13 protein-coding genes are annotated in these 21,135 nt (G+C 63.2%); 2 read left to right on the top strand and 11 right to left on the bottom strand.

The genetic code is table 11. The features are described from left to right. Positions 1-145 precede the first annotated feature (145 nt). Positions 146-1,474: an amidohydrolase gene (locus SKZ59_RS14075; protein WP_070304548.1), complete on the top strand. Its 1,329-nt coding sequence runs from the start codon at positions 146-148 to the stop codon at positions 1,472-1,474. Positions 1,475-1,621: 147 nt separating this feature from the next. After that, positions 1,622-3,502 carry an oligoendopeptidase F gene (pepF, locus tag SKZ59_RS14070; RefSeq protein WP_319992110.1) on the top strand — a complete coding sequence of 627 codons (1,881 nt, stop codon included), beginning with the start codon at positions 1,622-1,624 and terminating at the stop codon, positions 3,500-3,502. 93 nt (positions 3,503-3,595) lie between these two features. Here the strand turns inward: pepF and kefC are convergent, their stop codons facing one another. The 11 genes from kefC to hppD all read right to left on the bottom strand — a co-directional run bounded on the left by kefC (position 3,596) and on the right by hppD (position 21,118). Beyond that, positions 3,596-5,410, bottom strand: coding sequence for a glutathione-regulated potassium-efflux system protein KefC (gene kefC, locus SKZ59_RS14065; RefSeq protein WP_319992109.1), 1,815 nt, complete (start codon positions 5,408-5,410; stop codon positions 3,596-3,598). An 84-nt stretch (positions 5,411-5,494) separates the two neighbouring features. Then, positions 5,495-6,079 (bottom strand): SRPBCC family protein, encoded by a 585-nt coding sequence (locus tag SKZ59_RS14060; protein WP_051991363.1) that lies wholly within the window; start codon positions 6,077-6,079, stop codon positions 5,495-5,497. Beyond that, the gene (locus SKZ59_RS14055) at positions 6,076-6,651 is read right to left on the bottom strand and encodes a dual specificity protein phosphatase family protein (protein ID WP_034753105.1); all 576 of its coding nucleotides are present in this window, start codon (positions 6,649-6,651) and stop codon (positions 6,076-6,078) included. Before SKZ59_RS14055 ends, SKZ59_RS14060 begins: the two co-directional genes overlap by 4 nt. After that, complete coding sequence (locus SKZ59_RS14050) at positions 6,648-7,118, bottom strand: hypothetical protein (protein ID WP_139143478.1); 471 nt, start codon at positions 7,116-7,118, stop codon at positions 6,648-6,650. Before SKZ59_RS14050 ends, SKZ59_RS14055 begins: the two co-directional genes overlap by 4 nt. Before the next feature lie 8 nt (positions 7,119-7,126). Next, positions 7,127-8,254 carry an MGDG synthase family glycosyltransferase gene (locus tag SKZ59_RS14045; RefSeq protein ID WP_319992108.1) on the bottom strand — a complete coding sequence of 376 codons (1,128 nt, stop codon included), beginning with the start codon at positions 8,252-8,254 and terminating at the stop codon, positions 7,127-7,129. Positions 8,255-8,365: 111 nt separating this feature from the next. Continuing rightward, positions 8,366-9,526 (bottom strand): ankyrin repeat domain-containing protein, encoded by a 1,161-nt coding sequence (locus tag SKZ59_RS14040; protein WP_319992107.1) that lies wholly within the window; start codon positions 9,524-9,526, stop codon positions 8,366-8,368. A gap of 119 nt (positions 9,527-9,645) precedes the next feature. Beyond that, positions 9,646-11,445, bottom strand: a complete 1,800-nt coding sequence (locus SKZ59_RS14035; protein WP_319992106.1) for a M14 family metallopeptidase — start codon at positions 11,443-11,445, stop codon at positions 9,646-9,648. Positions 11,446-11,572: 127 nt separating this feature from the next. Next, complete coding sequence (locus SKZ59_RS14030) at positions 11,573-14,296, bottom strand: TonB-dependent receptor plug domain-containing protein (RefSeq protein ID WP_319992105.1); 2,724 nt, start codon at positions 14,294-14,296, stop codon at positions 11,573-11,575. A gap of 162 nt (positions 14,297-14,458) precedes the next feature. Continuing rightward, the gene (locus SKZ59_RS14025) at positions 14,459-15,970 is read right to left on the bottom strand and encodes a S41 family peptidase (protein ID WP_319992104.1); all 1,512 of its coding nucleotides are present in this window, start codon (positions 15,968-15,970) and stop codon (positions 14,459-14,461) included. Between the two features lie 123 nt (positions 15,971-16,093). After that, positions 16,094-19,690: an indolepyruvate ferredoxin oxidoreductase family protein gene (locus tag SKZ59_RS14020; protein ID WP_070304537.1), complete on the bottom strand. Its 3,597-nt coding sequence runs from the start codon at positions 19,688-19,690 to the stop codon at positions 16,094-16,096. 300 nt (positions 19,691-19,990) lie between these two features. Then, on the bottom strand, positions 19,991-21,118 hold the full coding sequence (hppD, locus tag SKZ59_RS14015; protein ID WP_034753093.1) for a 4-hydroxyphenylpyruvate dioxygenase: 1,128 nt from the start codon (positions 21,116-21,118) through the stop codon (positions 19,991-19,993). Between the last annotated feature and the right edge of the window lie 17 nt (positions 21,119-21,135).

The following is a 21,135-nucleotide window of genomic DNA, read 5'->3' as shown; positions in this document are numbered from 1 at the left end:
AATTTTTTATATTGCAGATTATACATTGTTGAAATATATGTAGCTGATTTATTGATTTTGAGAAATGTTTCTGTTAAGTTAAAAGTCTCCTCAGCAATCACAGGCGCGCAGTGCGTGTCCGCCCGTCTGTCTCTCAAAGAAACCTATGAAATTTTCCGCATTCCCCCTGAAACAAATCACTTTCGCCGCCGCCCTCGCCTGCGCCGGCAGCGTCCACAGCGCGGCCTTGCCGCCCGCCATCGCGGCCCAGCTGGCGGCCAATTACCCGGCCGTCGAAAGCCTGTACCTGGACTTGCACCGCCACCCGGAACTGGCGTTCCAGGAAGTCGAGACGGCAAAGAAGCTGGCCGAGAAGGTCAAGGCGCTCGGTTTTGACGTGACTACCGGCGTCGGCGGCACGGGTGTCGTCGCCATCCTGCGCAACGGTCCCGGTCCCGTCGTCATGCTGCGCACGGAGATCGACGCCCTGCCCGTGCTGGAAAAAACCGGCTTGCCGTTTGCCAGCAGCGCAGTGGCCAAGAACGCGGCCGGCGAAACCGTGCCGGTGATGCATGCCTGCGGCCACGACGTGCACATGTCGGCCTGGTATGGCAGCGCCAAGCTGATGGCGGACAACCGCCAGCACTGGAGCGGCACCCTGATGCTGGTGGGCCAGCCGGCCGAAGAGCCGCTGCTGGGCGCTGCCGCCATGCTGAAGGACGGCTTGTTTACGCGCTTCCCGAAACCGGACTACGCGCTGTCCTTCCACGATGAAGCGACACTGCCATCGGGCACGGTGGGCTACCACGCCGGCTACTTCCGCGCCGCCGCCGACACCATCAGCATCACCGTGTACGGCCAGGGCGGCCACGGCGCCGCGCCGCACGACACGCGCGACCCCGTCGTCATGGCCGCGCGCATCGTGCTGGCATTGCAAACCCTGGTCTCGCGCGAAAACAATCCGATGGATCCCGTCGTCATCACGGTGGGCAGCATCCATGGCGGCACGCAAGCCAACATCGTGCCCGACCAGGTCACCATGCAGCTGACGGTGCGCACCTTCAAGGACGCCGTGCGCAAGCGCGTGCTGGCCAGCATCGCGCGTGAAGTCAAGGGTGAAGCGTTTGCCGCCGGCGCGCCGAAAGAGCCGCTGGTGGAGATTCGCCCCGGCACGGACGCCGTCTACAACGATCCGGATCTGACCCTGCGCATGGTGTCTACCCTGCAAAAATCGCTGGGCGCGGCCAATGTGACGGAAATGCCGGCCAAGATGACGTCGGAAGACTTCGCCAACTACGGCCAGGCCGGCGTAAAAGCCGTACTGCTGCATATCGGCGCCGTGGAGCCGTCCAAGCTGGCGGCGGCCAAGGCCAGCGGCAAACCGCTGGCCGGCCCGCACTCGCCGCAGTGGGCGCCCGAGTACCAGCCGACCATCAAGGCGGCGATCACGGCGGAAACGTCGATCCTGCTCGATTTGCTGGGCAAGAAGCAGTAAGCATGGAGTACGCGGGGAAGCCAGCCTTCCCCGCCACCCTCACCTTGTCCGAAATGCTTTCCTTCATCCTCCTGCTGCAGTAAGCTCGTTGTCTGCCGCCACGCCTGTGCCGGCGTCCCTTGCAACCAGACCATGAATGGATACTGTATGCCGACAACCGCGCTCAAACGCCCCGTACTGCCCCTGCTGGCCCTCGGCTTTGCCGTCTCCACCGCCTTTGCCGCTCCTGCGCCCATCGACCGCCAGGCCGACCGCTGGGATTTGACGGCGCTGTATCAGAACGACGCCGCGTTCGACGCCGACGCGAAAAAACTGTCGGCCCAGCTGCAGCAGCTGGGCGCCTGCAAGGGGCAGTTGAGCACCTCGCCGGCCCGCCTGAAAAGCTGCCTGGACTTGTACGCCGAGGCGCGCAAGCGCGTCAACACGCTCACCACCTATGCGGCGCAGTATTACGACCAGGATACGGGCGACAGCAAAGGCAACCAGCTGAACCAGCGCGCCGCCCTGCTCGGTAACGACTTCAGCCAGGCGACGACCTTTTTGCAGCCGGAGATCCTCGCCCTGGGCAGCAAGCGCATCGACGCCATGCTGGCGAAGGACAAGGGCTTGCAGCTGTATCGCTTTCAATTGAGCAACATGCTGCGCAGCGCGCCGCATACGCTGGACGCGGCCGGCGAGCAGCTGGTGGCGCAGTTCGGCCTGGCAACTGGCTCGGCCGCCAGCGTCTACCGCACCTTGGCCAATGCGGAAATCCCGTGGCCCACCGTGAAACTGTCGGACGGCAAGGAAGTGCGCCTCGACCAGGCGGCCTACACGAAATACCGGGGCGACGACCAGCGCGCCGACCGCAAGCTGGTATTCGACGCCTTCTTCGGCAAGTGGAAGGAATATGAACGCACGTTCGGCGAGACCCTGTATGGCCAGCTGAAGACGGACGCCGCATATGCGAAAGTGCGCCGCTATCCCGATTCGCAAAGCGCCGCGCTCGACGCCGACAATTTGCCGCCGGCCGTCTACCAGACCCTGATCGCGCAAACCAACGCCAACCTGCCCACCTTGCACCGCTACTTCAAGCTGCGCGCGCGCATGCTGGGTGTCAAGGACCTGGCTTACTACGACATCTATGCACCGCTGCTGAAAAGCGACCGCACGTTCCCGCTGGCCGAAGGCAAGCAGATGATGCTCGACTCGGCCGCGCCGCTGGGCCCCGACTACGTCAAGGCATTGAGCGCCGCGGTGGAGGCGCGCTGGATGGATGTATATCCGCGCCCGCGCAAGGTGGCGGGCGCCTACATGAATGGCGACGCGTACGACGTGCATCCGTTCGTGCTGCTCAACTACACGGACAACTACGAAGCCGTCAGCACCCTGACGCACGAATGGGGCCACGCCATGCACTCGGTGCTGGCCAACAAGGCGCAGCCATCGATCTATGCGCCGTACAGCATCTTTGTCGCGGAAATCGCCTCGACGACGAACGAGGCACTGCTGCTCGACGCACGCCTGAAGCAGGCCAAGGATGACGACGAGCGCCTGCTGTACCTGGGCGCGGCGCTGGAAAACCTGCGCGGCACCTTCTTCCGCCAGGCCATGTTCGCCGAATTCGAGGCGGCCATCCACGGCAAGGTGGACCAGGGAGTGTCGCTGACGGGCGAAGAGATCACGGCCATCTATGCCGGCATCCTCAAGCGCTACCACGGCGAAGCGCAGGGCGTCATGACCATCGATCCCGCCTACGCACTCGAATGGGCTTACGTGCCGCATTTTTATCACGGCTTTTATGTGTTCCAGTACGCCACCTCGATCGCGGCGGCGCAGGATTTCGCGCAGCGCATCCTCGACAAGGAACCGGGCGCGCTGGCCGCCTACCTGAAGATGCTCAGTGCGGGCGGCTCGGCCTATCCGTATGAGCTGGTGAAGGCAGCCGGCGTCGACCTGGCCTCGCCGAAACCGTACCAGGCGCTGGTGGCGCGCATGAACGGCATCATGGACCAGATCGAGGCGATTGAAGCGAAGCGGGGGAAGTAAATCCGGGACGAGGCGTAGGTCGGCTTAGCGCAAAGCGCGTAAGCCGACACCACCAATAATGCCAACAAGGTGTCGGATTACGCGGCTTCGCCGCTAATCCGACCTACCGTTTTCCACTTCCGCCGCCGCAAACGCCGCCGCATCGCTTTCGAACATGTCTTCCAGCTCCTCGCGCGCCTGGCGCGTGAGGGACATGACTTTTTGCTGGTCCTGGAAGTGCGGCGCCACTTCCAGCAAGGTCTTCAGGTTATGCCGGCCAAAGATGCCGGCCGCGCGCTGCGCCCGCTCTTCGCTGAAGCCCACCTGGCGCAAGGTCTGCTCGCCCAGCAGCAGGGCCGCGGCAAACGTCTCCCGCTCGATCAGGGTCACGCCCCGCTTCATCAATTCATAGTAATGCGTGACGTTGCGCGCGCGCGCCAGTATCGTCAGTTCGGGCAGGCGCAGGCGCACGGCGTCGACCAGGGCCAGGCTGTCATCGACATTGTCGATGGCGATCACCAGCGCCCTGGCCTTCTCGATGCCGGCCGCCACCAGTAAATCCACGCGCGTGGCGTCGCCATAAAACACCTTGAAGCCGAATTTGCGCAGCAGCTCGATCTGGTCCGGGTCGTGATCGAGCACCGTCACGCCGATCTTGTTCGCCGCCAGAAGGCGGCCGATGATCTGGCCGAAGCGGCCGAAGCCGGCGATGACGATGGGATTGTCCTGCGCCTCGATATGGTCGTCGGGACGGCGCTTCTTGTCGCCCTGCAGGCGCGGCGCGACGAATTTGTCGTGCGCCAGCAGCAGCAAGGGCGTGGCCACCATCGACAGGGTCACCACCACGACCAGCAGCGCGGCCGTCTCCGGCGCAAACACGTGCGCAGCCTCGGCGGCGGCAAACACGACGAAGGCGAATTCGCCGCCCTGCGACAGCAGCAGCGCAAAGAACAGCTGCTGGCCGCGGGGAATGTCGACAAACTTCGACAGCAGGTACAGCAAGGCGATCTTCACCACCAGCAGCCCCGCCACCAGGGCCAGGATCAGCAAGGGCTGGGCGCGCAGCACGCCGAAATCGACGGACATGCCCACGGCGATGAAGAACAGGCCCAGCAGCAGTCCCTTGAACGGTTCCAGGTCGCTGATCAGCTCATGCCGGTATTCGGAATCGGCCAGCAGCACGCCCGCCATGAAGGTGCCCAGCGCCATCGACAGGCCCACCGATTCCATCAGCACGCAGATGGCGATCACCAGCAGCAGGGCGAAGGCCGTGAAGATTTCGCGCAAATCCGTCCGGGCGATGAAGCGCAGGATGGGGTTGACGAGGAAGCGCCCGCCGATCACCAGCGCCGCCAGCACGGCGGCCAGCTTGGCCACGCGCAGCCAGCCCGGTTCGCCGCTATGCGTGACCAGCCCGCCCAGCAGCGGCACCAGCGCGATCATGGGAATGGCGGCGATATCCTGGAACAGTAGAATCGAAAAGCCGGCGGAACCGGCCGGCGTGCTCATTAATTTACGCTCACCCAGGGTGGCCAGCACGATGGCCGTCGACGACAGCGACAGCCCCAGCGCGCCGACCAGCGCCGTGCGCCAGTCCACGCCAAACGCCATGGCCACGGCGCACAGCCCCGCGCTGACGACGCCCACCTGCGCCCCGCCCCAGCCGAAAATCGGCCGGCGCAGCAGCCACAATCGCCTCGGCTCGAGCTCCAGGCCGATCAGGAACAGCAGCAGCACCACGCCGAATTCGGAAAAGCTGAGGATCACCTCGACATTCTTGATCAGGCCCAGGCCCCACGGTCCGATGACGACGCCGGCCACCAGGTAACCCAGCACGGCGCCCATGCCCAGGCGCTTGGCCAGCGGCACCATGATGATGGCCGCGACCAGGTAAAACAGTATGTTGATGAGAAAGCTGTGGTGTTCCATGCGGATTCCGGGCAGATGTGTGGATGAGACAACATCATGCCTGAAGTGGCGCGCCAGCGTGAAGTGGCTGCCACGCCATGCCGGCTATTTGCGCGCAGCCACCCGCGCCCGCAGGGCATCGAACATTTTCGGGATGCTGTCACGGCTCATGCTGTCGACGATCCAGCCCAGGCCCATCGGTACCGGGCCCGGATCCGTGTACACCTGGTATTTGACGGCGGCACCACCCGCGTCAAACGGATCAGGCGACAGCTGCCAGTAGCCGCTGGTGTCGGCGATGGTGTCTTCCACCTTCAGGCCCTCCATCGGCACCAGCTTCCAGGCCAGGCTGCAGCTGGCGTCGAGCACCTTGGGCGTCATCTTCAGGCGGTACTGCTTGATTTTCCCCATCGGCAGCTTGAGCGTGACGTCGACCAGCGAGGCGCCGCCGCCGGCGGCCGTCACCTTGATCTTGTCCACGTTGGGCATGAACTGCGGATAGGCGGCGAAATCCTGGATGGCCGCGCAGACGGTAGACACGCTGGCCGGCATGCTGGTCGCGGCGGCAAAGGTCTTGCCGGGCATGCCAGCCTTGCTGACGTCGCGCACCTCGAGCGCCGGCGCGGCCGCCAGGGTGGCCAGCGGATAACAGGCGCAGCAGGCGGCAAGGGCGAACAGCAAGGTCTTCATGGTTTTTCCTGCTCGATCTGCGCGCGCAGTGCCGCCACGTCGACGCGTTTGAGGTAGCTTTCGATATTTTTCCACACGGCGTGGTAGCCGTAACCGCCGTTTTTCAGCTCGTCGATCGCCTTCTCGCGCGGCCAGCCCTGGTACAGCATGCGGTACATGGCGGCCATCATGCCCGTGCGGTCGGCGCCGTGCAGGCAATGCAGCAGCACGGGTCCCTGCTGCTCTGCGGCGCGGATACTGCGCATGGTCTCGACCACGTGCTTGTCGCGAATGGCCCAGGTATTGATGGGAATGCGCACGGCGCGGATGCCGCTGCCTTCGAGCACCTGCGTGTCGGAATGGAAGGAGCGCAGGCTGATCACCGTCTTCACGCCCAGCGCCTGCAGCTGGGCCACGTCGCTGCTATCGAGCTTGGCGCTGCGGTACAGGACGGGCGTGACCTGGTGCAGGTTCGACACCTGCGGCAGCGGCGTGGCCCACTCGGTATTGCGCTCGGGCGGCAGGGGCGCCTGCGCGCCGGCGGAACCGGCCGCCAGGGCCAGGGACAACAGCAGGAGATACGGCAAGGTCATGACTTCCTCTTGTATGAAAACCACAGTAGTACGCCAGCCAGCAGCAGCGATACCCAGTAGTCGGTCGGTGCCCACCACAGCCAGTGCTTGTGCCAGGCGATATGGGCCGGATTGAAGTGCGCCACGCCATAGGCGGGGTTGAGCACGAACCACAGATAATCCTCGATGATCCAGAACAGCATGATGCAGCCGATGGCGCGGCACTCGAGCCGCAGCGACCATTGCGCCAGGAAGATCATGGGGAAATGGAAAAACAGGGCGATGAAGGGAAAGACCCAGGCATGGTAGCCGGTCATCGGCCGCCCGCCCCAGAAGATATCGAGCAGCCAATGGCTTTCGATACGCCAGGTGGGCAAGTTCGCGGCCCAGCCGGCCGCCCCTTCGATCTGGATTTCCACCTGCGCGAAAAATAATCCCAGCAAGGCCACCCAGGCCAGGGTCAGGCCGATCTGCCAGGGTTTTGCCACGGCGCCCGTCAAGCCAGCACCTGCGCCAGTACCTCCAGGGCGGCGCGCGGACGGCCCAGGGCCAGCGCTTTCGCGCGCATGGCTTGCAGCTGCTCGGGATGGTCGAGCAACAGGCGCACGCGGTATTCCAGGGTGACGGCGTCGAATGCCTTCAGGGCCACGCCCTGCTCCAGCAGATAGTCGGCATTGCGCTCTTCCTGGCCGGGAATCGGCGAGTTGACGATCATGGGCAAGCCCAGCGCCAGGCATTCGGACGTGGTCAGGCCGCCCGGCTTGGTGATCACCAGGTCGGCGCACGCCATCAGGCGCTCGACTTCACTGGTAAAGCCTTGCGCCAGCAGACGGCCCGGATACTGGCCGGCCAGCGCCTGCAGCGCCGCCAGCGCGGCGGCGTTTTTCCCTGCCAGCACGATCAGCTGGAAGTCGCCTGGCAAGGCCAGCAGGCGCGCGGCAACCGTTTCCAGGCTGCCCAGCCCCGCCCCGCCGCCCATCAGCAAGATCGTCGTGCGCCGCGGGTCGAGGCCAAACGCCTGCGCGCACTGCACGCGCTCGGGCAGCTGCGCGAACGCGGGCATGATGGGAATGCCCGTCACGTGGATGCGCTCGGCGGGAATGCCTTCGTGGCGCATACGGAACGCCACTTCGTCGGTGGCGGCGAAATAACCTTCCATCTGCTCGTGCACCCACATGCGGTGCAAGTCGAAATCCGTGACCTGCACCCACACGGGGCAAGCCAGCTGGTGCTGGCGCAGGGCGCGCGACAGCAGTTCGGCCGGCAGGAAATGCGTGCAGATGATGGCGTCGGGCTGGAAGGCGGCGATCTGCGTCATCAGCGCGCGCGTGTTGAGGCGCTCGACGGCGCGGCGCAGGCGCTGCATCGAGCTGTCGCGCGGCGCATCGTGGGTGGCGTGATACAGATAGCCCCACAGCGCGGGCGCCTTGTTGACCAGCTTGATATAGAAATCCGTGTACAGCTTGCGGAAGGCGGGCGTGACGAAATCCATCACGTCCAGATGCAGGGCCAGCGCCGCAGGGCCGCCACCGCCATCGCGCGCCGCATACGCCTCGATGGCTTGCGCCGCGCGCATGTGGCCGGCACCGGCCGAGACGCTCAGGAGAAGAATTTTTTTTGTCATGGAAAACCGATGCGTGAAACGGGTTGGCGCGGACGCGGAAAATTTATTGGCAGGATAACATTGCTGCAAGCGGTGCGGCTTGATCTGGTCATGCGCGCGTGCATGCCGGCGCTAGCCAATCACGGGGATGGGCAAGGCCGACACTTTCCAGCTCCCCTTGAGCTTGCGCTCGATCAAGGCCGGCAAGGCGCTGGCGCCGGGCGCGCCTTTTTTGGTGAACGCCACCGGCACCAGCAGATAAATGGTGACCTTGTCATCGTCGGCAATGTCGTCTTCTTCCGGCGCGGGGTTCCAGCGCTTGTCGATGGCCAGCAGCGCATCGACGCCGTCCGGCCAGGCCAGGTCCGCCAGGTACGGATCGTCGCGCCGCAGCAGCACGCCCGCGGCCAGGCTGGCCTGGTCGAGCGTGCGCCGTCCCAGGCGCGCCAGCAGCGCCACGGGGAAGCGCCATGGGCTGTGCTCGGCGAAGCCGTTGACGGTCAGCGGCCAGCGGGCCGGCAGGCAGATGGCCAGTTCGGTCATCGGCGATTGCCGGAACAGGCCGGTGGTAAACAGCAGCTTGAAATCGAACAGCTTGAAATCGCGCTTGCCGCCGATGCAGCTGATGCCCAGCGAAAAGCGCGCGTCGCCGCTGTCCGGGCTGAACACGGCCGGCAGCACCCAGCCGGCGCTGTTGTGCATGAAGGTGCGGATCGCTTCCTGCGGTGACACGGCCGCCTGCTGCGGCACGTCGAGTATGCTGACGCCGCCGGCGGCGGCCAGCAATTGGGCGATCGCGGGAAAACCCCAGCCGGTGGCGATATCGACCGGCGCCTGGTTCCAGCGCGTATGCAGGCGGTTCGGATTGGCGCCCCGCTGCAGCAGCAATGCGACCACGTCCTCATGGCCGCCAACGCAGGCGCTGTCCAGCGGCGACAGTATATTGTCCGGCAAGCCATCGACGGCAGCGCCCTGCTCGAGCAGCCAGCGGCAGGTAGCGAGGTGGCCATGGCTTGCCGCCGCGTCCAGCGGCGTCAGGTTGCGGTAACCGGGCAGGGGCAGGTCGACGTCCATGCCCAGCGACACGAGCAGCGCGCAGACCTCGCGGCTGCCGCCGGCCGCGGCCAGGTGCAGCAGCGATTCGCCGTCATCCATGTTATAGCGGCGCAAGGTCAACAGCAGCGGCGTGGCCTCGAGCATGCTGCGCACCTGTTCCACCTGATTCTCGCCGACGGCGTCACAGAGGCGAAAAAACGCCTCGCGGTGCTGGTTAAAGAGTGTCTTGTTGACCATGCATGTTCCCTGCTCGTGGTGGCGGCGCCATCATCGAGCGGAGAATAGCATTTTCTTTCGATTAATCTGCGCGATTTGACAACTTCGGTGTGCACCGTGCGGCGACGCGCGTATTGGCGTTACAAATCCATGAAACTGACAGGCGCCACGTCGACGCGCATGACCGGATACAGATTCAGCCGCTCATCCCATGAGGCGTGGCGGCGGGCGAAAAACTCCAGGCGCGCGCGCGGATTCTTTGCAAACTCGGGCTCGTCAGCCAGCTTCTGCCGGAACTGCGCCGCCAGCGCCGGGTCGGCCGCCAACTGCGCGCGCGCCACATCCTCGGCCACATAGTCCTCCATGTATTCCTTGCGCTCGAACGCCGTGTTGAAGCTGCCCCAGGCCAGCAGCGAATCGGGCGCGCGCGGTTCGAGCAGGGCCATCACCAGGCGCGCCTTAGGCTGGTTGACGGGCACGTACAGCACGCAGCTGTCGATCAGGCGCACTGCCTTTTCCCATTCGCCCTGTACCGCGGCCGTCTGGCGTCCTTCGAACGACTGCGCGCCGAACTTCACCTGCGTGGCGCGGAAGATTTCCACATTCTGCCTGGAGAAAAAGCCGGTCATTTCATTGTAGGCGATGCCGTGCTGGCGCAACTTGGCGCCTACCATCTTCGCCTGTGCACATGGCACCAGATAGCCGGCCTTTGGCCCGGTCACCTGCAGGTCGGGCACGATCTCGTCGCGCAGCGGCACGTTCCAGATTTGCGGCGTCTTTTCGTCATAGCGCGTCATCAGGGCGCCCGACACCTCGGACGGCGTGCGCGTATACGCATAGCCGCGAAACGCGATCATGCGGCTTTTCTCCGTGGTCTTGTAGCTGAGGGGCAGCGCACTGCCGGCCAGCTGCATCGCCCGCTGGTCCGCTTCCATGGCGGTTTGCCGCCATGCGGCGCCGTGCTGCGCCATCTGCGACAGCAGGGAAATGATGGTGTTGCGCGTGATGCGTACGCGGGTCGGATAGTCCTTCCACGAGTGGGTTTCCACCAGCACGCCGAAACGGTTACGCAACAAGAAATAGCCGTGCGAAAAGCGCGGGTTCGGCGTCGAATCGACAAAACCCGACTGCGGATTATCTTCTTCGGCAAATGACATGTAGAACGGCTTCGGATCGGAACCCTGCTTTGCCAGGTCGGCCAGCACACCGTCGCGCAGCGCCGTTCCCGCCGCGCGCAAGGCGGCATCGCCCGCATGCACGGGTTCGACCTGGATCGAGATATCGGGTTCGAACTGGGCGCCGTCGGTGACGTGCAGGTCGACATAGGCCAGCGGATCCCAGGCGTTCACCAGCGCCAGCATGTGCTGCATCTCGGGCGTATCGGCCTTCATGTATTCGCGGTTCAGATTGTAGTTTTGCGCCGTGCTGCGCCAGCCCATTTCCACGGGGCCGCGCTGGTTCGGACGGTTCCACTGGCCAAAGCGCTCATGGCCATCAACGTTAAACACGGGCACGAACAGCAGCACCTGCTTGTCGAGCGCGCCGGGCGCCGCCTTGCCCTCCAATACTTCGCGCAGGGCCAGGAAACCCGCATCCTTGCCGTCGATTTCCCCCGCATGGATACCACCCTGCACCAGCAGTACCGGTATCTTGCGCAGCTTGGCCGCGTCCGGTGTCAGCGCACCCGTATTGGAAACGGCCAGCGCCAGCATGGGGCGGTTTTCCGGCGTGCGGCCAAATTCAAAGCAGCGCACCTGTTTCGGACGGTGCTCCTCGAAGCGCCGGCACAAGGCTTCCACTTCCTCGTAGCGGCCCGTATTCTTGAAGCCCGAGTACTCGGCCACCGTCTTCAGGGAAAACAGCCGCATATCGCGCGCGGCATGTGCATGGACGGCAAACAGGGACAACAAGGCGGCGGACAGCAGGGCGTGGCGTAGCATGGGTCAAACTCCATCGAGAGAGAACAAGCGGGCAATTATAGGGGTGGTGGCGCGTGTAAAACTGCAGCGGAAAATAAAAAAGCCGGAACAGCGTCAGCTGCTCCGGCCTTGCTCTGGCAAGCGTGGATTATGAGCCAAAGTGGTAGTTGAATTCTACCCAGCCCTGGCGTCCCTGCGGGCTGTAGCTGCCCACCGGGTAGTACGGCCAGCCGCCACTGTCGTCGCGCTTGATCTTGTCGAACACGTTGTTGACGATCAGCGACAAGGTGGCACGGTCGTTGATGCGGTACACGGTGCTGATGTTGGCCAGCGCCGTCGGCGTCAGGTAGCCGGTGCCGGCGGCGTTCGGGATCTTGCTGTAGCGGCTGACCAGCAAAGTATTCGACCAGTCGCCCGCAGCCCAGTTGACGCTCAGGTTCAGCTTGTCGCGCCAATCCGAATTGTTCAGCGATTTGAGCTCGTCGATTTCTTCGTCGCCGACAAATTGCTGCGATTTATTGCTCAGCACCTTGGCGTAATTGGCCTTGAAGGCAAAGCGGCCATAATCCGCCGTGCGCAGCAAATACTTGACGCTGACGTCGATGCCGCTGCTGCTTTGCTTGGCCGCATTGATCGGATTGACGGTGATGGTCTTGATCTCGCCGGCGCGGTTCAGGGCATTGGCCGCGAAACGCTCGACGCGGCCCAGGGTATCGGCGCAGGTAGGCGAGTTGATGTCGAGCTTGCCCAGGCGGCAATCGGCTTCGTCGCGCAGTATCTTGTCGGCGCTCAAATTCGTCACCAGGTCGTCGATCTTGATGTTCCAGTAATCGACGGAGACGTCGAAATTCGAACTTGGCGACCAGACGGCGCCCACGCCGAACGACTTGCCCTTCTCCGACTGCAGATCCTTGCTGCCGTTCTGCACATAGTCGGCGCCCGGCGATTTATTTGCGTAGTCGCAGTCCTCGATGGCCTGTCCGGCAGCGCCGCAGCGGTAGTAATCGGTGGTACTCGAATAGTAACCGGTGCCGCGCGCCTTGTAGATGTAGTTCATGTCCGGTGCGCGGAAGCTGGTGGCGTAATTGGCGCGGAACAGCAGCTCCGGCGCGGGACGCAGTTCCAGGCCGCCGTTGTAGGTGAACTTGCCATCGCTGCGGCCGGCAAAGTTGTAGCGGTCATAGCGGCCAGCCAGGGTACCGGTCAGCTTCTCGTGCAGCGGCAGGTTGATCTCGGCACCCAGCGCATAGCGGGTACGCGTGCCGGCCGTGATATCGGATTTGGTGGCGACGTTGAAATAACCATCGTTCAGGCGCGCATCGGGCACATTGCTGAAGCCCTGCTTGCCCGCTTCGGCGATGGTGGCGATCTTCGCCACGCCAGCGGGCAGCTGGAACAGGTCGCCATTCGTGGCCAGGCTCAGGGTATTCGTCCAGGCCTTGTCGTCGCTGTCGGAATTGCCCGTGATGCTGTCGAATTCGGCCGCCGTCACGCGGCGCGACAAGCGGGCCGGGTCCGGTGCGTAGATCGGCACGCCGGCGGTGTCGGTACCCAGTTTCGGCCCCAGGAAGAAGCTGTCGATATTGGCCAGCGCGCGCGGCGTATGGCTTTCGCTCTTGTACACCGAGGCGTTGTAGTTCGCTTCATACTGCCACGACGACGTGCCGGGAATGCGGCCCTTGGCGCCCAGCGAGATGGCCGTGGCCAGGTCATCCCACTTGCGGTTGTAGCGCTCCACGCCGCCCATTTCCTCGGGCGAGATATAACGCGTCCACGCTTCGTAGCGGTTCGTATTCTGGTTGCGGAAATAGCTGCTGCCCGTCGACGACGACGTCCACGTCGGGCCGCGCGTATTGTTCTCGGTCGAATTCTTGCCGATCAGGAAGTCGGCGAACAGCGTCGTTTCCGGCGACAGCTCATAGTTGGCGCTGCCGAACACGTTCTGGCTGCGGTTCTTGGTTTGCGTGGTCCAGTAAGTGGGGCCGACTTTCGGGCTGGCGCAATAGCTGCCGTTCTTCGCCTGGTACTTGACGACGCTGCCGCCGAACAGGTCGCCGAACTGGTTGCAGGTGTCGCCCAGGTCCACGTAGCTGCCCGAGGTGCCCGCCTGTACCACGCGGCGCGAGGCGATATTCGTCGGCGTGCCCGAGCGCGTGGCCATGAAATCGCGCTGCAGGCTCGACAGCGGATCGCGCTGGCTCAGCTCCACGCTGAACAGGGTATGCAGCTTGTCGAAATTGCCGCCGCCCGTCAGCTGCACGCGCTGGTTGCCGGCACCGCCGCGCGAGGTGCCGCCCACCTTGACATTGATATCGAAACCTTCCGTCTGCTTTTTCAGGATGACGTTGACCACGCCGGCGATGGCGTCGGAACCATAGATGGCCGAGGCGCCACCGTTGAGGATCTCGATGCGGTCGACTATGCTCGACGGGATATTCGCCAGATTGGTGAAGTTGACCGTGCCTTCGTAGGCGACGGGGAAGTCGGCCAGGCGGCGGCCATTAAGCAGGATCAAGGTGTGGTTCGGGCCCAGGCCGCGCAGGCTGATGGTATTGGCCGACGGCGTGAACGTATTGCCGAAGTCCTCGCCTTGCGTAAAGCCGCTGTTCTGTACCTGGTTGGTCAGCGCATCGAAGACGTTCTTGTACCCTTGCTTGGTGATTTCATCGCCCGTCAGGATGGTGACGGACGATGGTCCTTCCAGGCTGGCGCGGGGAATCCGCGAACCGGTGACCACGACGGCTAGCGGGGTGGCCGCCGGCTGCTGATCCGCTGCGGGCGCTTGCGTTTGCGCGTGCGCCTGCCATGCGGAACCGCCCAGGATGGCCAGTACGGCGACGGTGAGCGGTGGTAACTTGAATTGTATAGTCATCTTTGCGCTTCTCAAGGTTAGGGAGAAGGCGAAAGATATCAAAATGCCAGTAATTGCAGAACGAATGGATTCATCTTTCTATATATCAAAATTGTTATATAGAAATATTTCTGAGCAGAAATCTCCCCCTCCTTCGCCCAGGAAGGGGAGCACAATAGGGCTTTAGCGTTTCAATACAGCAATTTCCTTGTAGGCCGGGCGCAGCAGCCGCGTGGCCATGTCGGCCGGATTCTCCATCGAACTCAACAGCCTGGTCGCGCCCGTGGCCGGGTTACAGCTGCCGCTGCTGCGGTAACGCAGCGCCGCCGCCAGCATGCCTTCGGCAGGGTCGCCCAGCTGGTTCTGGTAATCGTCGGCCACGTCGCAGGTCGGCGCCATGCCATCGGCGAAGTCGCCAAAGCCCTTGGCGTTGACGCCCTGGAACTGCACGGCGAAATACGTGGTGCCACAATTGGGCGTGGGATAGAAACCGTAGGGTTTGCCGCACGTTGTGCCACCGATCAGGTTGACCTGCACGTCCACGCCGCGCAAGCCGTTGATGATGGCTTCGCTGGCCGAGCAGGTATTGCCCGTCGTCAGCAAGGTCACGCGCTTGAGGCCCAGCGAGGGCAGCGGTGTGCCCTTGGGCAGAGGGTTCGGCCCGGCAAAGCCCAGGCTTTGCGCATGGAATGGCACGGGCGCCGCCGGCCGCGTCTTGTCATTGGCCAGCACCTGCTCGAAGGTCTTGCCGGTGGTGACTTGCGGACCGGCAATCATGTAGGCGAGCTCGCTGGCGACATCGAGGTAGCCGCCGCCGTTATAGCGCACGTCGAGCACCAGGTCGCTGATGCCGGCCGCCTGGAAGCGGCCCATGGTCTCGGCCAGCTGGCGCTCGGACACGTTGTTGTGGGTGTTGAAGGTCAGGTAGCCCACCTTGCCCGTAGGCGTGTCGATGATGCGCTCGTTTTGCACGGAACTCGTGCTGACATCCACCGCCTGCAGGCTCGCGGAGATGGGCGCGCCATTGCGGCTGAACGCCAGCGTGTGCGTGCCTTGCGCCGAAGGGAACAGGCCCGCGTTGATGATACCCACGCTGGCAGTGTCGGGGGCATTGACGAAATCGACGCCATCGACGGTTTGCAGCTCATCGCCGCGCCGCAAGCCCGCCAGTGCCGCAGGCGAGCCTGGCTCGACGATCGTGACCACGGCCTTGCGCGGCGGCGTGGTGCGCGTCAGCGCCAGCAGCATGCCGTAGCCCAGTTCGACGCCATTGAGCGAGGCTTCCCATTCGGCCGTCGTATACGTGAAATGGAACTGGTCCTTCGGCTTGCCGGACGCCGTCGTGGCTGTTGTTTTGAGCACATCGAAATACGCCTTCGCCGTGGCAAAGCTTTGCGGCAGGTAGGTGGTTGGCACTTCGCGGTACCACAGATACGTTTCATCGATCCAGCTGCGCACCCACGTCTGCTCATCGAGCAAGGTGCCCGGCTTGTCGATGCTGCTGCCGCTGCGCGGTGCCTCGCAACGGTTCGCCACCGTGGAGGAAGCGACCAGCGCCGTCGGCCCGGTCGGCCCGGTTGGCGTCAAGGGCGGCACGACGGGCGCGCTGTCGCTGCTGCTACCTCCTCCTCCGCCGCAGGCACTCAACACGAATCCGAGGGAAACAACGAGGCAACGCAGGCGCAGGGAATGCATGAGAAACTTTCCAAGAAGAAATTATCGAAAAATTATAATGCGTTTTGCCAGCAAGCGTTGTTTTCTTTGACACAAAAAAATGGCGCCCGCAGGCGCCATTGCTACAAGGTCATACGCAAACCGTTACGCCACGGTGGCCGCCACGGGTGCTGCCACGACGGGCGGCAGCGGCGTCGGCGCGTTGAAGGCGATCAGCAGACTCGCTTCCTTCTCTTTCGCCGCCTTCAAATGACGCTCCTTCACGTGGCCATAGCCGCGGATGTCTTCCGGAATGCTGGCAATAGCCACGGCTTGCGCAAGCTTGGCCGTCGTCAGTTTCGGCAGCAAGCCGCCCACCGTCGCGCGGTATTCAAGAATCAGCGCGCGCTCCATCTTGCGCTCGGCCGTGTGGCCGAAGATGTCAAACGCCGTGCCGCGCAAGCCCTTGAACTTGGCCAGCACGCCGAACGCCTTCATCATCCACGGGCCGAATTCCTTCTTCACCAGATGGCCCTGGGCATCCGTTTTCGCCATGATGGGCGGCGCCAGGTGGAACTTGAGCTTGATGTCGCCTTCGAACATGGACGCGATCTTTGCCTGGAAGGCGCCGTCCGTGTACAGGCGCGCCACTTCGTACTCGTCCTTGTACGCCATCAGCTTGTAGAAGTAGCGGGCCACGGCTTCCGTCAGGCGCAAGTGCGGGCCATTCAGGGCGCTTTCGGCGGCGCGTACCTGGCCGACGAAATCGATGTACTGCTGCGCATAGGCGCGGTCCTGGTAGGCCGTCAGCAGGGCCACGCGCTTTTCGATCAAGTCGTCGAGCGTGTCGATGCGCTTGAATTCCACCACCTTGGCCGGTGTGGTCATGCGCACCAGGCTGGCCGCGTCATGCGCACCGGCGCGGCCCCAGTTGAAGGCCGCCTTGTTGAACGCCACCGAGACGTTGTTCAAATCGATGGCCTTCATGATGGCCGCTTCCGACAGCGGCACTTTGCCCTTTTGCCAGGCGTAGCCGAGCATGAACATGTTCGTGGCGATCGAGTCGCCCATCAGCGCCGTGGCGATCTGGCCCGCGTCGATGAAGTCCACGTGGTCGCTGCCGCACGCTTTTTCGATTTCCATGCGCGCCGAAGCGCCCGGGAATTGCCAGTCCGGGTTCTTCACGAAGGCGGCCGTCGACGAGCTGGTCGAGTTGATCATGGCCCAGCTGCGGCCTTCCCCCATGCGAGACAGGGCGTCGCGGCTGGCCGTGACGATCAGGTCGCAGCCGATCACCAGGTCAGCCGCACCGGTGCCGACGCGCGTCGAGTGGATATCTTCCTGGCGGTCCGCCAGGCGCACGTGCGACATGACAGGGCCGCCCTTTTGCGCCAGGCCGCTCATGTCCAGCACGGAACAGCCCTTGCCTTCCACGTGCGCCGCCATGGCCAGGATCTGGCCGACGGTGACGACGCCCGTGCCGCCGATGCCGGTGACCAGGATGCCGAACGGCTCGGCCGTCGAAGGAATCTGCGGTGTCGGCAAGGCCGGCGCGGCTGGCGCATCCTTGTCGGCGGCAGCTGCCTTCTTCGGCTTTTTCAAGCCGCCGCCTTCCACCGTCACGAAACTGGGGCAGAAACCCGTCGTGCACGAGAAATCCTTGTTGCAGGACGACTGGTTGATCTGGCGCTTGCGCCCCAGTTCCGTTTCCAGCGGTTCCACCGACAGGCAGTTCGATTGCACGGAGCAGTCGCCGCAGCCTTCGCACACGGCTTCGTTGATGACGGCGCGCTTGGCCGGGTCCGGGTATTCATTGCGTTTCCGGCGGCGGCGTTTTTCCGAGGCGCAGGTCTGATCGTAGATCATGGCCGACACACCGGGCATGTCGCGCAGTTCGCGCTGCACGTCCATCAGTTCCGAACGGTGGCGCACGGTGACGCCTTCCGCCCAGGCATAATCGTCCGGGTATTTTTCCGGTTCGTCCGTGACGACAATGATGGGGCCGACGCCTTCGGCGGCGATCTGGCGCGAAATGATGGCCGGAGATAATGGACCGTCGAATTCCTGGCCGCCCGTCATGGCCACCGCATCGTTGAACAGAATTTTATACGTGATGTTCACCTTGGCCGAGACGGCCGCGCGGATGGCCAGGATGCCCGAGTGGAAATATGTGCCGTCGCCGAGGTTGGTAAACACGTGCTTCTCGTTCGTGAACGGCGCCTGCCCCACCCAAGTCACGCCTTCGGCGCCCATGTGGGTAAACGTCGACGTTTCGCGGTCCATCCATAGCACCATGTAATGGCAGCCGATGCCGGCCAGCGCGCGCGAGCCTTCCGGCACTTTCGTGGAACTGTTGTGCGGGCAGCCGGAGCAGAAGAACGGCGTGCGGTCTTTCTGCGGATCGGGTTTCACGCTGATCGCTTTCAGCACATTCTCTTTGGCTTCCAGGTAGGCGATGCGTTCCTTCACGCGCTGCTCGACCGGGTGGCCCGCGTAGTAGCGCGAAATGCGGCTGGCAATGGCGCGGGCAATCATGGCCGGGTTCAGCTCATACGTGGCCGGCAGCAGCCAGTCGCCGTGGCCGGTACCCTTCTGGTTGCTCCATTCGCCCGTATCGTCGAACTTGCCGACCACGCGCGGACGCTCGCCATCCTTCAGGTTGTACAGTTCTTCCTTCAGCGCGTATTCGAGGATTTGCCGCTTTTCTTCCACCACGAGGATCTCGTCGAGGCCCTTGGCGAATTCGTGCACGCCATCGGCTTCCAGCGGCCAGGTCATGCCGATCTTGTACAGGCGGATGCCGATGTCGGACGCCGTCTGCTCGTCGATGCCGAGGTCCGCCAGCGCCTGACGCGTATCGAGATACGATTTGCCGGCCGTGATGATGCCGATGCGCGCCTTCGGGCTGTCCCAGATGATTTTATTGAGCTTGTTGGCACGCGCATACGCCAGCGCCGCATACCATTTGTAGCTGTTCATGCGCACTTCTTGTTCCAGCACCGTGTCGGGCCAGCGGATGTTCAAGCCGCCGGCCGGCATCTCGAAGTCGGTCGGCAAGGTGATCTGCACGCGGTCCGGGTCGAAATCGACGGCGGCGCCCGACTCGATGATGTCGGTCACGCATTTCATCGACACCCACAAGCCCGTGTAGCGGCTCATGGCCCACGCATGCAAGCCGTAGTCGATATATTCCTGCACCGACGACGGATAGAGCACGGGGATGCCGCAGGCGTTCAGGATATGGTCGGACTGGTGCGCCGTGGACGAGGATTTGGCCGCATGATCGTCGCCGGCCAGCACCAGCACGCCGCCGTGCTTGGCGGAACCGGCGTTGTTCGCGTGCTTGAAAACGTCGCCGCAGCGGTCGACGCCGGGGCCCTTGCCGTACCACATGCCAAACACGCCATCGTATTTCGCGTCTTCGAACAGATTCGTTTGCTGCGTGCCCCAGACGGCCGTGGCGGCCAGATCTTCGTTCAGGCCCGGGTGGAATTTGACGTGGTGTTCATCGAGATATTTTTTGGCCTTGATCGCCGTCATGTCGACGGACGTCACAGGCGAACCGCGGTAACCGGTGATGTAGCCGGCCGTATTCAGGCCAGCCTTCAGGTCGCGCTCGCGCTGCAGCATGGGCAGGCGGATCAGCGCTTGCGTGCCCGTCATGAAGGCGCGGCCACGCTCGAGCGTATATTTGTCGTTCAGGGAAATCTCGGACGCGTGCGCGCCCGGCTCAAGACTCGAGCCCTTGATTGGTGCATTCATTACTTGTCTCCATTATTCTCTGTGCTACGCGTGCAAAGTCGGTTGAACTCACACGTACCGGCCGCGCTTTGTGGGCAATGCCGGTGCGGAAAAATGACTTGTTTGTCGTAGACTACCACAGGAAGGCGCACAGTTCTTTTGCTGCACTGCACTCCTGCGTTCGTACCTTTTGCTGCTTTTTAGTGCTTCTTTTTGCGGCATGTCGGGTTACGCCATTCTGGCTAACCCGACCTACATTACTGGCACCAGTTGTAGGTCGGATTAGCGCAGCGTAATCCGACATCCCGGGTATAAGTCAGCTTACGCCGCGCTCGTATCTTTCAACACGCCGCGCTTGATCTGGTCCAGCTCGATCGATTCGAACAGGGCGCGGAAATTGCCTTCGCCAAAGCCCTGGTCGCCCTTGCGCTGGATGATCTCGAAGAAGATCGGGCCGATCACCGTCTGCGTGAAGATTTGCAGCAGCAATTCGCGTTCGGTTTCCGTGCTGTGGCCATCGATCAGGATGCGCAGGCGGCGCAGTTCTTCCAGCTGCTCGCCGTGGTTCGGCAGACGGCGGTTGACCAGCTCATAGTAAGTTTCAATCGTGTCCTGGAAATCGATACCAGTATCACGCATGCCTTGCACGGAGCCATAGATATCATCGGTACCCAGCGCGATATGCTGGATGCCTTCGCCGTGGTACTGGTCCAGGTATTCGGCGATCTGCGACTTGTCGTCCGACGATTCATTGATCGGGATGCGGATCTTGCCGCACGGCGAAGTCATGGCTTTCGACTTCAGACCAGTATGCTTGCCTTCGATGTCGAAATAGCGCACTTCGCGGAAGTTGAACAGGTTTTCATAGAAACCGGCCCATTCCTTCATGCGGCCACGGTGCACATTGTGGGTCAGGTGGTCGATATAGGTCAGGCCATGGCCGACCGGGTTGGCGACGGCGCCGGGAATGGCGACGAAGTCGACGTCATAGATGCTGATGTCGCCGATACCGCCCGGAGCGGCCGCGTCCGGCTTGTCGGCGCCCTTGCCGCGCCAGCGGTCGACGAAATACAGCAGGGAATCGCCCACGCCCTTGATGGCGGGGATATTCAGCTCCATTGGGCCTGTTTTATTGTCGAAACCCCAGGCGCCCAGTTCCAGCGCGCGGCGGTACACGAAAGCCGCATCGTCGACGCGGATGGCGATGGCGCACACGGACGGGCCATGATGGCGGGCAAAACGCTGCGCGAACGAATCTTGTTCGGCATTGATGATGAAATTGATGTCGCCCTGACGGTACAGGGTCACATCCTTGTGGCGGTGGCGCGCGATGGCCGTGAATCCCATGTTCTCGAACAGCTTGCCCAATGCTTTTGGGTCTGGTGCTGCATACTCGACGAACTCGAAACCATCGGTACCCATCGGGTTATCCCAAGGCTGAAATTGCATGATGTCTCCTCCAAGAA

Source organism: Janthinobacterium sp. GMG2, from assembly GCF_033949445.1.
Classification (GTDB): domain Bacteria; phylum Pseudomonadota; class Gammaproteobacteria; order Burkholderiales; family Burkholderiaceae_D; genus Janthinobacterium; species Janthinobacterium aestuarii.
The sequence above is the reverse complement of the archived record's forward strand: the minus strand, read 5'-3'. Positions and strand labels throughout refer to the sequence as shown.

Coding starts and splice junctions, on each gene's coding strand:
- pepF (WP_319992110.1), top strand. CDS start 1,622: ATGCCGACAACCGCGCTCAAACGCCCCGTACTGCCCCTGCTGGCCCTC.
- SKZ59_RS14055 (WP_034753105.1), bottom strand. CDS start 6,651: ATGACCTTGCCGTATCTCCTGCTGTTGTCCCTGGCCCTGGCGGCCGGT.
- SKZ59_RS14040 (WP_319992107.1), bottom strand. CDS start 9,526: ATGGTCAACAAGACACTCTTTAACCAGCACCGCGAGGCGTTTTTTCGC.
- hppD (WP_034753093.1), bottom strand. CDS start 21,118: ATGCAATTTCAGCCTTGGGATAACCCGATGGGTACCGATGGTTTCGAG.
- SKZ59_RS14060 (WP_051991363.1), bottom strand. CDS start 6,079: ATGAAGACCTTGCTGTTCGCCCTTGCCGCCTGCTGCGCCTGTTATCCG.
- SKZ59_RS14020 (WP_070304537.1), bottom strand. CDS start 19,690: ATGAATGCACCAATCAAGGGCTCGAGTCTTGAGCCGGGCGCGCACGCG.
- kefC (WP_319992109.1), bottom strand. CDS start 5,410: ATGGAACACCACAGCTTTCTCATCAACATACTGTTTTACCTGGTCGCG.
- SKZ59_RS14025 (WP_319992104.1), bottom strand. CDS start 15,970: ATGCATTCCCTGCGCCTGCGTTGCCTCGTTGTTTCCCTCGGATTCGTG.
- SKZ59_RS14045 (WP_319992108.1), bottom strand. CDS start 8,254: ATGACAAAAAAAATTCTTCTCCTGAGCGTCTCGGCCGGTGCCGGCCAC.
- SKZ59_RS14075 (WP_070304548.1), top strand. CDS start 146: ATGAAATTTTCCGCATTCCCCCTGAAACAAATCACTTTCGCCGCCGCC.
- SKZ59_RS14035 (WP_319992106.1), bottom strand. CDS start 11,445: ATGCTACGCCACGCCCTGCTGTCCGCCGCCTTGTTGTCCCTGTTTGCC.
- SKZ59_RS14030 (WP_319992105.1), bottom strand. CDS start 14,296: ATGACTATACAATTCAAGTTACCACCGCTCACCGTCGCCGTACTGGCC.